At 63.8% G+C, this 12,331-nt stretch carries 12 protein-coding genes; 5 read left to right on the forward strand and 7 right to left on the reverse strand.

Annotated features, from left to right (window positions below):
* Positions 1-50: 50 nt before the first annotated feature.
* Together AC07R0_RS10230 and AC07R0_RS10235 are read right to left on the reverse strand one after the other, a co-directional pair.
* The gene (locus tag AC07R0_RS10230; RefSeq protein ID WP_495104736.1) at positions 51-1,286 is read right to left on the reverse strand and encodes an ABC transporter substrate-binding protein; all 1,236 of its coding nucleotides are present in this window, start codon (positions 1,284-1,286) and stop codon (positions 51-53) included.
* 19 nt (positions 1,287-1,305) lie between these two features.
* Positions 1,306-2,442, reverse strand: a complete 1,137-nt coding sequence (locus AC07R0_RS10235) for an ABC transporter ATP-binding protein (protein ID WP_495104737.1) — start codon at positions 2,440-2,442, stop codon at positions 1,306-1,308.
* A 252-nt stretch (positions 2,443-2,694) separates the two neighbouring features.
* On the opposite strand from AC07R0_RS10235, the gene AC07R0_RS10240 reads away from it, so the two are divergent.
* Positions 2,695-3,723: a LacI family DNA-binding transcriptional regulator gene (locus tag AC07R0_RS10240; RefSeq protein WP_495104738.1), complete on the forward strand. Its 1,029-nt coding sequence runs from the start codon at positions 2,695-2,697 to the stop codon at positions 3,721-3,723.
* Between the two features lie 74 nt (positions 3,724-3,797).
* Here AC07R0_RS10240 and AC07R0_RS10245 read toward each other — a convergent pair whose 3' ends face one another.
* Positions 3,798-4,106, reverse strand: a complete 309-nt coding sequence (locus AC07R0_RS10245; RefSeq protein WP_495104739.1) for a BON domain-containing protein — start codon at positions 4,104-4,106, stop codon at positions 3,798-3,800.
* A 391-nt stretch (positions 4,107-4,497) separates the two neighbouring features.
* Between AC07R0_RS10245 and AC07R0_RS10250 the strand changes: the two genes are divergently transcribed.
* The gene (locus tag AC07R0_RS10250; RefSeq protein ID WP_495104740.1) at positions 4,498-5,010 is read left to right on the forward strand and encodes a GAF domain-containing protein; all 513 of its coding nucleotides are present in this window, start codon (positions 4,498-4,500) and stop codon (positions 5,008-5,010) included.
* 16 nt (positions 5,011-5,026) lie between these two features.
* Here the strand turns inward: AC07R0_RS10250 and AC07R0_RS10255 are convergent, their stop codons facing one another.
* The 4 genes from AC07R0_RS10255 to AC07R0_RS10270 all read right to left on the reverse strand — a co-directional run bounded on the left by AC07R0_RS10255 (position 5,027) and on the right by AC07R0_RS10270 (position 9,001).
* Positions 5,027-5,818: a hypothetical protein gene (locus AC07R0_RS10255; RefSeq protein ID WP_495104741.1), complete on the reverse strand. Its 792-nt coding sequence runs from the start codon at positions 5,816-5,818 to the stop codon at positions 5,027-5,029.
* Between the two features lie 164 nt (positions 5,819-5,982).
* Positions 5,983-6,291: a BON domain-containing protein gene (locus AC07R0_RS10260; RefSeq protein ID WP_495104742.1), complete on the reverse strand. Its 309-nt coding sequence runs from the start codon at positions 6,289-6,291 to the stop codon at positions 5,983-5,985.
* Positions 6,292-6,489: 198 nt separating this feature from the next.
* The gene (locus tag AC07R0_RS10265; protein ID WP_495104743.1) at positions 6,490-8,205 is read right to left on the reverse strand and encodes an FAD-dependent oxidoreductase; all 1,716 of its coding nucleotides are present in this window, start codon (positions 8,203-8,205) and stop codon (positions 6,490-6,492) included.
* Position 8,206: 1 nt separating this feature from the next.
* Positions 8,207-9,001 carry a shikimate dehydrogenase family protein gene (locus AC07R0_RS10270; protein WP_495104744.1) on the reverse strand — a complete coding sequence of 265 codons (795 nt, stop codon included), beginning with the start codon at positions 8,999-9,001 and terminating at the stop codon, positions 8,207-8,209.
* A gap of 124 nt (positions 9,002-9,125) precedes the next feature.
* Here AC07R0_RS10270 and AC07R0_RS10275 point away from each other — a divergent pair, with 124 nt between their 5' ends.
* The 3 genes from AC07R0_RS10275 (at position 9,126) to AC07R0_RS10285 (ending at position 12,320) form a co-directional block, all read left to right on the forward strand.
* Positions 9,126-9,947, forward strand: coding sequence for an IclR family transcriptional regulator (locus tag AC07R0_RS10275; protein WP_495104745.1), 822 nt, complete (start codon positions 9,126-9,128; stop codon positions 9,945-9,947).
* Positions 9,948-9,951: 4 nt separating this feature from the next.
* Complete coding sequence (locus tag AC07R0_RS10280; protein WP_495104746.1) at positions 9,952-11,625, forward strand: FAD-dependent oxidoreductase; 1,674 nt, start codon at positions 9,952-9,954, stop codon at positions 11,623-11,625.
* 68 nt (positions 11,626-11,693) lie between these two features.
* Complete coding sequence (locus tag AC07R0_RS10285; RefSeq protein WP_495104747.1) at positions 11,694-12,320, forward strand: NIPSNAP family protein; 627 nt, start codon at positions 11,694-11,696, stop codon at positions 12,318-12,320.
* Positions 12,321-12,331: the final 11 nt, after the last annotated feature.

The raw sequence follows: 12,331 nt of genomic DNA on the forward strand, positions 1-12,331 counted from the left end.
TTTCTGGAGAAGTGGCGCGGGGGGCGGATGTCTCCGCCCCTGGCTTGGATTTACTTCTTCGCGTAGATGCGCAGCCGCTGCTGCTCCACCTGCGCCAGGATGTCGTCCAGCTTGCTGGGGTCGGTCATGAAGCGCTGCATGCCCTTCATGCCCTCGTCGGCCATTTCCTTGGTCATGTCGCGGTCGTAGAACTGCGCGATGCCGCCCTTGGTGGCCGACAGGATTTCAAAACCACGGCGGGCAATCGGGTCGTCCGATACCGGCGAGCGGTTGTTGGCAGGCAAGGAGCCAAAGGTTTTGGCCAGCCGCGCGCTGATTTCCGGCGTGCCGACGAATGCCAGGAACTTGCGAGCGTCCGGTTTGTTCTTGGCCTTGGCCGGAATGTTCAGGCATTCGGCCGAGCCGTCTTCGGCGATCGGCACACCGGCCTTGACCACCGGGAACTGGAAGAAGCCGGTCTTCTGCTTCACTTCCGGCGGAATGCCACCCGACAGAAAGGTGCCCATCAGCGTCATCGCTGCCTGGCCCTGGTTGAACAGCGGCTGGGCGGAGTCCAGGGTGTAGGACAGCGCGTTTTCGATAAAGTAGCCCTCGTCAAGCAGCGTCTTCCAGGCCGCGTACACGGCCTTTACGCGCGGGTCGGTGTAGGCGATCTCACCGTCCATCAACTTCATGTGGAACTCATAGCCGTTGATGCGGAAGTCCAGGTAGTCAAACCACGCGGCCAGCGTCCAGGAGTCGCGCCCGCCCACCACGATAGGGGCAATGCCTGCAGCCTTCAGTTTCTTGCAGGCATCCAGGAATTCCTCCCAGGTCTTGGGCTCGGCCTTGATGCCCACCTTGTCAAACAAGTCCTTGCGGTAAAAAACGCCCCAGCCAAAGTAGTCGGTAGGCAGCGCGTACTGTTTGCCTTTGTACGACGAGGCGCCCTTCAAGGAGGCAAAGTCCTTGTCCCAGCCGTTCTTGGCCCAGTCCTCGGAAATGTCTTCGAACAGACCGCGCTTGGCGTAGTAGGCCATGCGCTCGCCCTCATGCCATTTCACGATGTCGGGCGCGGCCGTGGTGAGCCAGGCGGGCAGTTGCACCTTGTAGGTTTCCTCCTCGATGAAGGCGGCCTTGACCTTGACATCGGGGTTGGCCTTCTCAAAGTCGGCGATGACGCTTTCCCATACTGCCCGCGAGCCGCTGCCCTTGAACGCGATGTTGGCCGTCATGGTGCCGGCGTGGGCCGCGGATGCCAGCGCCAGGGCGGCTGCACATGCGGTGAGTAATTGCTTGAATTTCATTTTTGTCTCCTGTTTTGGTTTACTTCTGCTGAACCGCGCGTCCGTCCGCGGTGAATAGATGGCAGTGTTCAGCGGGCACTGCCAACGTGATCGCATCGCCCACCTGGTGCGCGGTATTGCCCGGCACGCTGGCGATCAAGCTCTGGCTATCGCCACAGCTGAAGTGCACATAGGTCTGCTCGCCCAGCCGCTCGATGGCAGAAATGCGGCCGGTGATGGTCGACGCATCCACGCTGTCCACGGTCTGCGGCGCACATGGACGCAGGTGCTCGGGGCGTATGCCCAGCGTCAGCTCCTGGCCCACTTGCAACGGGCTGGCCCCGTGGTGGGTGCGCACGGTTTGCCCAGTAGCGTGGACCGCCACCGCAACACCGTGGGCATCGCAGGCCAGCACCCGGGCCGCCAAGAAATTCATCTGCGGCGAGCCGATGAAGCCGGCCACAAACTGGCTGTTGGGGTTGTGGTACAGCTCCAGCGGCGCGCCGACCTGGGCGATGCTGCCGTAGCGGTCGGTGTTGGCGCCGGCGTTCAGCAACACAATCTTGTCGGCCAGCGTCATGGCCTCCACCTGGTCGTGGGTCACATACACCGTGGACGATTGCTTGAAGCTGGCATGCAGCTTGGCGATCTCCAGCCGGGTCTGGCCACGCAAGGTGGTGTCCAGGTTGGACAGCGGCTCGTCGAACAGAAACACGCCCGGCTCCCGCACAATCGCCCGGCCAATCGCCACCCGCTGCCGCTGGCCACCCGAGAGGGCTTTAGGCTTGCGGTCCAGCAGCGCCTCCAGCTGCAGGATGCGCGCGGCTTCCAGGACCTTTTGCTGCACTTCGGCCGGCGACTTCTTGGCCAGCTTCAGGCCGAAGCCCATGTTCTCGGCCACCGTCATGTGGGGAAACAGCGCATAGCTTTGGAACACCATGGCCACGCCACGCTTGGCTGCGGGCACGGCGTTGACGCGCTGCCCGGCGATTTCGATGTCGCCACCCGTCGGGTCCTCCAGGCCCGCCACAATCCGCAGCAGCGTGGACTTGCCGCAGCCCGACGGCCCGAGGAAGACGCAAAACTCGCTCTCACCGATGTCCAGGTTCACGTCTTTCAGAACCGGTGGGAAGTCGCCGAACGACTTGGATACGCCCTGCAAACGAATGGCCGCCATTTTTGTCTCCTACTTGATTTAACGTTAAATCAACTACTCCAAAAAAAACAGCAAACGCTGCATTTGGCCGTCGCGCCTGTGGCGACACATTGATTTTTCTGAATTTTTCGGGAGTCTAGCGCAATTTGATTTAACGTTAAACTAGTTTTGCAAAAAAAGTTCTGCTTCAGACGACAATCACACCCGGATCGCTTCTGCCCGCCCTGCTCCACCACGCCCCTCCAACACCTTCAGCAACCGCATCCGACCGATATGGCAACCATCAAAGAAGTGGCACTGCGCGCAGGCGTCACCCCCACTACCGTGACGAATGTGATTCGCGGCAAGGGCCGCGTCGGCGATGAAACCCGTGAACGCGTGCTGGCCGCGGTTGCCGCCGAGAAATACCGCCCCAACCTGAACGCGCGCGCGCTGGTGGAACGCAAAGCCCCCACGCTGGCATTGATGGTGAGCTGCATCACCAACCCGTTCTACCCCGAGTTCACGCTGCAGGCCCACTTGGCGGCGCGCAAGAACGGCCGCTTTCTGCTGATCTGCAATACCGAGCACGAGGAAGACGGCGGCCAACAGTTTTTACACGATGTGGCGGGCTCGCTGTCCGACGGCGTGCTGGTCGCCAACCGCGGCGACCTAAACCTGCAACAGCTACAGGCCCTGGCAGACAGCGGCATGCCGGTAGTGGTCAGTGTGTGGGAGTTCCCGGAGCGCCACCCCGGCATCCCCTGCGTGGGCTTTGATTCCCGCAAGGCGGGGCAGATGGCGACCGAACACCTGCTGGCCCTGGGCCACCGGAAAATTGGCGCCATCATCGCCAGTACGCTCGACGGCATCCACGGCGGCCGCTACGAGGGCTTCTGCCAGGCCATGGCCACCGCGGATGCCGAGCTGCCTGCCGCCAATGTGCTGGTCTGTGAAGATTCGTTTGAACAGGGCTACACCACCGCGCACCGCTACCTGGCCAGCAAGCCCGACATCACGGCCCTGTTTGTGTCGAACGATCTGCCGGCCCTGGCCGTGCTGGACGCCGCCTCCGACCTGGGCATACGCGTGCCGCAAGACCTGTCCGTGGTCAGCATCACCAATATCCAGCAGTCGGCCCAGTCCAGGCCCGGCCTTACTACGGTAGCCATTCCCACCACCGCCATGGCGGCGCGCGGTATTGAAATGCTGCTGACCCTCTTGGACAACGTACCCGAAGTTCCGCCCATGGAATGCGTGGACGCGCTGGAGCTGGTCGTACGGCAATCCACCGCGCCGCCGACCCATTCTTCCCGGGGCTAAATGCCAAAGGCCTGCAACGCAAACGTTGCAGGCCTTTGTTTTTGGAATGTGCCCACACGAGGCACAGATCCAAATTACTCGTTGCTATCGGTCGAGAACGTGCGCACCGAGCTGTAAGCGTTGTGCACACCAGGCACCGTACTGGCCACATAGCGGGCCTTGGCTTCTTCTTGCGGGCCTTGGGCCCAGCCGTGCAGAGTGATGCTGCCGTTGTCGGCGGTGACGGTCAGGTCCTTGGCATCACTGCCCAACTTGCTGCTCAGGGCAGCGTGGACTTGGCCGGCCAGATCGGCGTCGTTGCCGGCAGCGTGTGCGGGCAAGAAGGCGCCAGCGGTCAGGGCGAACAGGGCAGAAGCGGCGATGCGGTTAAAAGTGTGTGCCATGGTAAAGATCCTTTGGGGTTGTTACACCAAGTTCGGTGCGGTTGGTTGTCGATGGAGCGATCTTCCCAAGCCGCCGCCAATGGCGTGTTGCCACAAGCGCTCGCCCTATTTCAACTGCAACCCAGGGTGAAACCCTGGCAGCTAAATCACTATAAAATTGATAGCTACTTGCACAGTAATTACCTGCGCTAGAGGCAAATTTTCCCTATATTTCTCGAATACAAAAAGGCCGCAGAAAACGCGGCCAAGCCGTGATTTTTTTACGTGATGCGCGTACCGGCCTGTGCCTCCGCACCAAGCCTGCATCGTGGGGAACATGCAGGCTTTTCGGCCCATGGCAGCAGCGCCCATCCGGCGCCAGCCACAGGAGCCAACATTTAGACTGGCACCCATGTACTTGGATTACGAACCCGACGACTTGGACGTCAAAATTTCGGAGTTGCTGGTCGCCACCAGCGACTCGGCGGACCCCGAACTTCCTGCCGCCGTACCGGAAGTTCTGAAATTGCTGCGCACGCGCTTGGGAATGGACGTGGCTTTCGTGTCCCAGATTGCCAACAACCGCCGCACCTTCATGGCGGTGGACCACGCGCCGGACTTCGCGCCTGTGCAGGCCGGCATGTCCGACCCGGTGGAAGAGAGCTGGTGCCAATGGGTGGTCGAAGGCCGCTTGCCAGAGCGTATGGACGATGCTGCCGCCTACGTCGCATCTGGCCAGGCACCCGACCCTGGCATCCCCATCGGAACCCACCTGAGCACGCCCGTGCGCCTCTCGGGAGGTGCGGTGTACGGCACCTTGTGCTGCTTCAGCCGCGGTATCCAAGTCGGAGCCGACATAGACCGCCTGCGCTATACGGCCAGCCTGCTCGCAGCCCGGCTGGCACCGGATTCGGTGGCAACTTAGGGCAACGTTTGCACCATCAACTTGCAGCGCGAGGCGGGTTTTCAAAGTACGGCAGCAAGGCTGCCGCAGCCTGAATCCTCAGGTGCATTTCTATGCTGGTGTCGCCCATGACATCCAGCAAAAACTGTTTTAGATTCTGCTGTGTTGCAGCATGCGCCAGATCGCTTGCGCCGCCGCCTTTTTCGCTGGTTGCCAACGCCCTGTGAGACGTCGTGGTTTTGGCTGCAGCACCCAGCCTGGCCAAGACCTTTTGAAAATCTGCGGCCTTGATACCCACCAGGCGCGACAGAATGTCTGCCTGGGCATCAGGACTAGGGCAAATGTCGAGCCAGGGCTCATCGGAAAAAACGGGAGCCAAATCGGGAGCAATGAACGCCGACCATAGCCCGCTATCTTTCAAGTGAGCCGGAACCATATTGGCGTGCTGGTAATGCCCTGGAGCCGAAGCATCCACCGCAGGCCACATGGCAATGCGCCCCAGCGCAACCTGACCCAAGTAACGCAGGCGCAGGAACTCCAGGAAGCGCCTCGCCTCTAGCACGGGCACCGGTTCAGCAAGCGAAAACCATAACTGGTAACCGTCTGTGCCCGAGACGGCAATTGCCGGTGCGGGCAGCTCCAGATCGGCTTGAACGCCTTGCCACAGTACCGATAGAACACTCCAATCCGCTGGCCGGGCAAGTTCCAGGACCATCGCCCGCACACCCGCTTCTGGGCTGATCAAGCAAGGGGCTTCGACACTGGCAACGTCGTCTGCGGGACTACCCAAGAGGTAGAGGCGACGCAATTCGGTTTGCAATCTGTTCATGGCGAGAAATGGACAATCGCTTGCCGCAAAAGTCTGACTTTACTTGATGCCCATCGTGGTGATCGGCCTCCAACTCTTTGCCTCGTATAACGGCAAAAAGGCCTGCAACGCAAACGTTGCAGGCCTTTGTTCTGGAGCATGCCCACACGGGGCACAGGTTCAAATTACTCGTTGCTATCGGTCGAGAACGTGCGCACCGAGCTGTAGGCGTTATGCACACCAGGCACCGTGCTGGCCACATAGCGGGCCTTGGCTTCTTCTTGCGGGCCTTGGGCCCAACCGTGCAGGGTGATGCTGCCGTTGTCGGCGGTAACGGTCAGGTCCTTGGCATCGCTGCCCAACTTGCTGCTCAGGGCCGCTTGGACTTGGCCGGCCAGATCAGCGTCGTTACCGGCAGCGTGTGCGGGCAGAAAAGCGCCAACGGTCAGGGCGAACAGGGCAGAAGCGGCGATGCGGTTGAAAGTGCGTGTCATGGTGAAGTCCTTCGGGGTTTGCACCGTGACCGGTGCGGTTTGTTGTCGATGGGGTGATCTTCCCAAGCCACCGCCAACCCCGTGTTGCGAAACCCCGCAGGCAGATGTCAACTGCAATCTAGGGTGAAACCCTAGGCCGCAATTCACTATCAACTTGATAGCTACCCGCGCAGGTATTACCTGCGCCAGAGCCACTTTTTACCTAGATTTCACAGACTGCGCATGGCGCACCGCCAAATACGCGAACACCAGGCCCGGGCCCAGGGTGATGCCCGGTGCGGTGTAGACGCCGCCCATGATGGACTGCATATCGTTGCCCACGGCGTACAGGCCGGGGATGGGCGCCTGGTCCTCGCCCAGCACACGCGCATCGGCGTCGGTGGCGAAGCCAGTGGCGGCGCCTATGTCACCCGGGTACAGGCGCACCGCGAAGTACGGTGCCTGGCGCAGCGGGCCCAGGTTGGGGTTCTTGCCGCCGGCAGCGGGGTCGCCCATATTCTGGGAATAGGCAGTGCTGCCGCGTTGAAAGTCCGGGTCCACACCGGTTGCGGCATAGCGGTTGATCTGCGCCACGCTGGCCTGCAGGCCTTGCGCATCGATGCCCAGTTTGTGCGCTAGCGCATCCAGCGTGTCAGCCTGCGCCAGGTAGCCGTCGGCCAGGAAGGGCTCCAGCCCTTTGCCGCCGGGGCGCACCATGCCGATGCCGTATTTGCGCAGGGCTACGGCATCGCACACCAGGTAGGCCGGCAGATTGCCTGGCTGTTGCAGGGCCAGGCCGAACAGGTGGTAGGAGGTGCTTTCATTGACGAAACGCTGACCCGCCTGGTTCACCGCCAGCATGCCGGGTTTGGCGCGGTCCATCATGAAATGCGGGAACACGGCCGTGCTGCCGTCTGCGCGCAGGCGTTTCGACACCGGTGCCCAGAAGGCCGGGCTCAGGCCGCCTTGCCCATAGTGCGCACCCACATGCTGGGCCAAGCCGTGGGCTTCACCGGTGTGGCCGGGCGCAGACGGGCACCAGTCGGCCGGAACGCCGGGCAGCAGGTCGGCGCGCAGCTGGGCGTTGCGGTTGAAGCCACCGCTGGCCAGCACCAGGCCAGCCCCCACGCCCACCGTGCGGTGCTGGCCGGTTTGCAGCAGGGTCACGGCCGTAATGCCCTGGGCCTCGCGGTGGATGCGCCGCACCGAGGTGTTCAGCGCCAGCGTGACATTCGCGTGTTGTGACAAGGAATACAGCAGCCGCCCGACCAGGGCATTGCCCATCACCAATCGCGTGCCGCGCGGGTGGCGCAGCCGGTCCAGCGCATGGCGGGCCAGCAGCTTGGTCGTGTGCTTGAAAGACCGCCAGGAGGTGCCCAGCGCCAGCAGGTGGTTGATGTCGGTGCGATCCACCATCATGCCGCCGAGCACGGTGAACTCCGGGATGGGCGGGCGGATCAAGGCGAACAGATCACCCAGCAGGCGACCGTCAAATGGCAGCGGCTCCAGCGCGCGTCCGTTCAGGGTAGAGCCGCCCAGCTCGGAGATGTAGTCCGGGTGCTTGGGGTAGGCGCGGTAGTGCACATCACTGCGGCTTTCCAGCAGCTCCACCGCCTGCGCGCCGTTATCTAGAAACGCCTGGCGCAATGCCACCGGGCTGTGCGCGCCGATGGCGTTGTCGAGGTAGCGTTTGGCGTCTGCCAGCGTGTCCTGCGGGTTGACGCTGGCCGCATGCCGCGTGCCGGGAATCCAGGTGGTTCCGCCCGACCAGGCCGTTGTGCCGCCCACATATTCGGTGCGCTCCACCAGCAACACCTTCTGGCCGGCGATGGCCGCGAACAGCGCCGCTGCCAGGCCCGCGCCACCGGCGCCGACGACGACCAGGTCGTAGCTGGAGGACTCGGGCAGAGCGCTCAGCGAAGGCAGCAGCTGCATCTCAGCGTTCCAGCAGGAAATCGACCATCAGGTCGCGCACGCGGCCGAACATGTGGGCGCCGGTCATGGTCTGGCAGCCCTGGGCGCGGGCGGCGGCGATCAGTGGCGTGATGGCGGGCGCGGTGATCACGCAGCCGACGAACATGGCGGCGCTGAGTTTCTCCACATCCAACGGATACGGGTCGCCGGCCCGCATGCCGACCGGGGTGGCGTTGAGCACGATGTCGTAGCCCGTGGGATCGGCCGAACCATGGATGACCGGGCAGCGGCCCAGGCCGTGCAAACGGTTGACCAGGGTGGTGCGGCGGGCCACATCGGCGTCGAAGATGGCCAGCTGGCTGACCCCGGCCACCACCAGCGCGTGGGCAATCGCCGAGCCGGCGCCGCCGGCACCGACCAGCAAGGCCTTCTTGCCCGCCGGCTGGCAGCCGTTGTCCTGCATCGCCGAGACGAAGCCCAGGCCGTCGAACATATCGCCGTGCCAGCTGCCATCAGGGTTGCGGCGCATGGTGTTGACGGCGTGCAAGAACCTGGCCCGTTCCGAGGTGGTGCTGCACAACTCAAAACAGGCGAACTTGTGCGGCACGGTGACGATGACGCCGTCCACGTTCTGCGCCAGCGATACCCCGGCCAGCCAGGCGGCCAGTTGGGCCGGCGCCACGTGGGCCGGCATCACATAGGCGTTGTGGCCGCGCTGCTGCAGCGCCTGGCTCACCCCGGCCGGCGATTTCACCTGGGCGATCGGGTCGCCGACGATGTAGTGGACGCGGGTGGCGCCGTTCAAGGGTTCTGACATGCTGAAGTTCTCCGTGGGACTGCTCGATGGCGCAATCATAATTAAAAATGGAATACTATTCTAGTATTGAACTTAATTCTGATTTTGATAAGATGCCAGCCATTGAACCGACGGAGCGACCCGCATGAATGGCGTATTGGAAAGAACCCTGGGCATCCTGGAGCTGCTGTCCCAGCACGGCGGCGGGCTGGAGCTGGCTGCCATTGCCGACCAGCTCGACATCCCGCGCAGCGCCGTACACCGCCTGCTGGCCGACCTGGCGCGCTGTGGCTATGTGCGGCAAACGCGCGACCACGGCGACTACCTGCTGACTACCAAGCTGGTGTCCATGGGCCTGAGCTTTCTCAGCCATACCGGCATCGTCGATATTGCCCAGCCATTGCTTGACCGCCTGGCCGAAATCTCCGGCGAACTGGTGCGCCTGGCCGTGGTGGATGGCAGCCGGCTGACCTGGGTGGCCCGCGCCCAAGGCGCGCGCCAGGGCCTGCGCTACGACCCCGACATGGGCAGCGATGCGCGCATCTCTTGCTCGTCCTCGGGCCTGGCCTGGCTGTCCACTATGGACGACGACGCGGCACTGGCCCTGGTGGCCCAGCAGGGCGTTGGCCCGGTGGAAGAATTCGGCCCGAACGCACCCAAGACCCTGCAAGAGGTGATGGCCCAAGTACACGCCACACGCGAACGCGGCTACAGCCTGACGCTGGAAACCTACACCCCCGGCCTCAACGCCATGGCCGCGCCCATGCGCCTGAACGGCCAGCCCGCGCTAGGCACTATCAGTATTGCCGGCCCGTCTGCCCGCTTTACGCTGGAACGCATGCAGGCCCTGGGCGCCGACCTGGTGTCGCTGGCCGCGCAGCTGGCCGCAGCCAGTGGCGCATCGCCCTTCTTCAACCAGCCGCGCGCTACCGCCGCTGCTAGCCTGAAGAAAATCTACGCAGCCTGATCCCATGGCCGCCACTGAAACCTGCGATCTTTTGGTGATCGGCTCCGGCGCTGGCGGCTTGTCTGCTGCCGTCACCGCCGCCCATCTGGGCTTGAAGGTCTTGGTGGTGGAGAAAGAGGCCCAGTACGGCGGCACCACCGCTTGGTCGGGCGGCTGGATGTGGATTCCGCGCAACCCGCTGGCGCTTGACGCCGGCATCGTTGAGGACATCGCCCAACCCATGGCGTATCTGCGGCAGGAGCTGGGCGCGCAGTTCGACGCAGAGCGGGTCCAGGCCTTCTTGCTACAAGGGCCGCGCATGGTGGAGTTCTTCCGTAGCCAGACTGCGCTGCAGTTCATCGACGGTAACAGCGTGCCCGACTTCCACGGGCGCAACCCGCATGCAGCCAAGGGCGGCCGGTCGATCTGCGCCGCACCCTTTGATGGCCGCCGCCTGGGTGCGCACATCCAGCAGCTGAAGCCGCCGCTAGCCGAGACCACGCTGTGGGGCATGGGCATTGCGTCCGGTGCGGAGTTGCGGCATTTCTTCAACGCCTTGCGCAAACCCGCATCGCTCTGGTATGTGACCAAGCGGGTACTGCATCACTTCACCGACCTGCTGCGCTACCGGCGCGGCATGCGCCTAGTTAACGGCAATGCGCTGGTGGCAGGCCTGGCCGCATCGGCCTTTGCCAAGGGCGTGGAGATACGCACCAGCAGCCCGGCACAGCGCCTGCTGGTCGAGCATGGCCGCGTGCTCGGCGCGGTGGTCAACGGCACAGAGATACGCGCGCGCCGCGGCGTAGTGCTGGCCTGCGGCGGCTTTCCGCACGACGCAGCGCGCAAGCAGGAACTGCTGGACCACGAACATTGGTCGGCCGCGTCGCGCGGCAACACCGGCGACGGCCTGCGCCTGGGCGAATCGGCCGGCGGCCAGGTCGCGCGTGACGCGGTGCAGGCCGCAGCGCTGGCGCCGGTATCGCTGGTGCCGCAAAAAGACGGCAGCTTCGCGCACTTCCCACACCTGATCGAGCGCGCCAAACCCGGCCTGATCGCGGTGACGGCGAACGGGCGCCGCTTCACCAACGAAGCCGACTCCTATTACGACTTTGTGCGCGGCATGCTGGCGGTCACGCCAGCCGGAGCACCGGTGCAGGCCTGGCTGGTCTGCGACCACGCTTTCATCCGCCACTACGGGCTGGGCGCAGTCAAACCCGCCCCCATGCCCATGGGCGCCATGCTGCGCAACGGCTACCTGCAACGCGGCAACACCTTGGCTGATTTGGCCCTGGCCTGCGGCATAGCTGCAGCGAACTTGCACGCCACAGTTCAGCGCTACAACCAGCAAGCACTGGAAGGCCGTGACGCTGACTTCGCCAAGGGCGAGACCCCCTACAACCGCGTGCAGGGCGACGCCGAGGCGGGCCTGGCCAACCCCTGCATGGCGCCTCTGGCGCAAGGCCCGTTCTATGCGGTAAAGGTCGTTCCCGGCAGCCTGGGCACCTTCGCCGGCCTGCGCACCAACGCCAGCGCACAGGTACTCGACGCGCGGAACCAGCCCATCCCCGCCCTGTACGCCGGTGGCAACGACGTGCACAGCGTGATGGGCGGCACCTACCCCAGCGGCGGCATCACCCTGGGGCCGGCGATGACGTTTGGCTACATCGCTGCACACCACGCCGCCGGTGTGGATTTATAAAAAATCGGGCTCTACCGCAAGCAATACCTGCGCAAGAAGCTCTCAATTCAATAGCAAAAGGAATCTCCATGTACTACGAACTCGCCACCATGACCCTGCCCTTTGGCACCGCCGGGCAGGCCGCAACCCACGTGCAGACCTACACCACCGAGCCCGAAGCAGGCGGTGAACTGCTGGGCTGCTGGTTTACCGACATCGGCCAGCTGAACCAGATGATCGTGCTGCGCGGCTTTGCCGACCTGGGCGCGCTGCAGGCGGAGCGGGCGCGCACGCAAAAAAGCGCCGACCCTTTCGGCTGCGGCGGCATCTTCCAAAGCCTGGAGCAGCACAGCTACCAGGGCTTTCCGTGGATGAAGCCGGTGCGGCCGTCTGCAGAATCGGGCATCACCGGCCCGGTGTACGAGATCCGTACCTATGGCATCAAGACCGGCGGCGTGCAGGCCACGATTGATTTGTGGGAGCAGTACGTGCCACCACGCGAAGCGCTGTCGCCCTGCGTGGTGGCGATGGTGGCGCTGGACGGCCCGCTGCGCTTCACCAACATCTGGTCCTACCCCACGCTGGACGCGCGCAGCAAGGCCCGCGCCGACGCGGTGGCCCAAGGCATCTGGCCACCCAAGGGCGGGCCGGCGCACCTGACGACGAATATGGTGTCCACCATCGCGATGCCCACCGCGGTATCGCCGCTGAAGTAAAGCGAGGAGGT

This window comes from Rhodoferax sp. GW821-FHT07F03 (assembly GCF_059418745.1).

Excerpts from the sequence above, each read along its gene's own strand:
- AC07R0_RS10240 (WP_495104738.1), top strand. The coding sequence starts at position 2,695 with ATGGCAACCATCAAAGAAGTGGCACTGCGCGCAGGCGTCACCCCCACT.
- AC07R0_RS10230 (WP_495104736.1), bottom strand. The coding sequence starts at position 1,286 with ATGAAATTCAAGCAATTACTCACCGCATGTGCAGCCGCCCTGGCGCTG.
- AC07R0_RS10285 (WP_495104747.1), top strand. The coding sequence starts at position 11,694 with ATGTACTACGAACTCGCCACCATGACCCTGCCCTTTGGCACCGCCGGG.
- AC07R0_RS10235 (WP_495104737.1), bottom strand. The coding sequence starts at position 2,442 with ATGGCGGCCATTCGTTTGCAGGGCGTATCCAAGTCGTTCGGCGACTTC.
- AC07R0_RS10245 (WP_495104739.1), bottom strand. The coding sequence starts at position 4,106 with ATGGCACACACTTTTAACCGCATCGCCGCTTCTGCCCTGTTCGCCCTG.
- AC07R0_RS10265 (WP_495104743.1), bottom strand. The coding sequence starts at position 8,205 with ATGCAGCTGCTGCCTTCGCTGAGCGCTCTGCCCGAGTCCTCCAGCTAC.
- AC07R0_RS10255 (WP_495104741.1), bottom strand. The coding sequence starts at position 5,818 with ATGAACAGATTGCAAACCGAATTGCGTCGCCTCTACCTCTTGGGTAGT.
- AC07R0_RS10275 (WP_495104745.1), top strand. The coding sequence starts at position 9,126 with ATGAATGGCGTATTGGAAAGAACCCTGGGCATCCTGGAGCTGCTGTCC.
- AC07R0_RS10260 (WP_495104742.1), bottom strand. The coding sequence starts at position 6,291 with ATGACACGCACTTTCAACCGCATCGCCGCTTCTGCCCTGTTCGCCCTG.
- AC07R0_RS10270 (WP_495104744.1), bottom strand. The coding sequence starts at position 9,001 with ATGTCAGAACCCTTGAACGGCGCCACCCGCGTCCACTACATCGTCGGC.
- AC07R0_RS10250 (WP_495104740.1), top strand. The coding sequence starts at position 4,498 with ATGTACTTGGATTACGAACCCGACGACTTGGACGTCAAAATTTCGGAG.
- AC07R0_RS10280 (WP_495104746.1), top strand. The coding sequence starts at position 9,952 with ATGGCCGCCACTGAAACCTGCGATCTTTTGGTGATCGGCTCCGGCGCT.